The organism is Undibacterium sp. Di27W (genome assembly GCF_049340345.1).
Taxonomy (GTDB): domain Bacteria; phylum Pseudomonadota; class Gammaproteobacteria; order Burkholderiales; family Burkholderiaceae_D; genus Undibacterium.
Genome location: NZ_JBMPOS010000109.1, coordinates 1 through 408, shown reverse-complemented (window position 1 = coordinate 408; position 408 = coordinate 1). Strand labels below are relative to the sequence as shown.

At 56.6% G+C, this 408-nt stretch carries 1 protein-coding gene; it reads left to right on the top strand.

What is annotated here, in order from left to right:
- A partial coding sequence (locus tag ACO0LF_RS31515; RefSeq protein ID WP_423021358.1) for a LysM peptidoglycan-binding domain-containing protein occupies positions 1 to 408 on the top strand: 408 nt, incomplete at both ends.

Sequence of the window (408 nt, the reverse complement as noted above, 5' to 3'; positions counted from 1 at the left end):
AACAAAGCGCCTTGTCGGGTAACGGCCCCAGCATGTACATCACCCAGCAGGGTGACACCCTGCAAAGCATCGCCAAGACCGTCTGGGGCGACGCCACCCTGTGGTACCTCATTGCCGACGCCAATGGTGTTGTCAGCGCAGACAACTTTGCGCCAGGCACAAAAATCCTTATTCCTGCCAGGGAGATAAGCAGCCACAACACCGCAGATAGCTTCAAGCCCTATCGTCCGGGTGAGATTATTGGCGATACCACACCGACTTTGCCCACGCCGGCAGGTGCGGGTGGTTGTGGAGGTTTGGGACAAGTCATCATGATCGTTGTGGCCGTGGTGGTGACGATCTATACGGCGGGGGCGATGACCACTGAAGCATTAAGCTTTATGCAAACGATGCAAGCAGGTGCAGCTG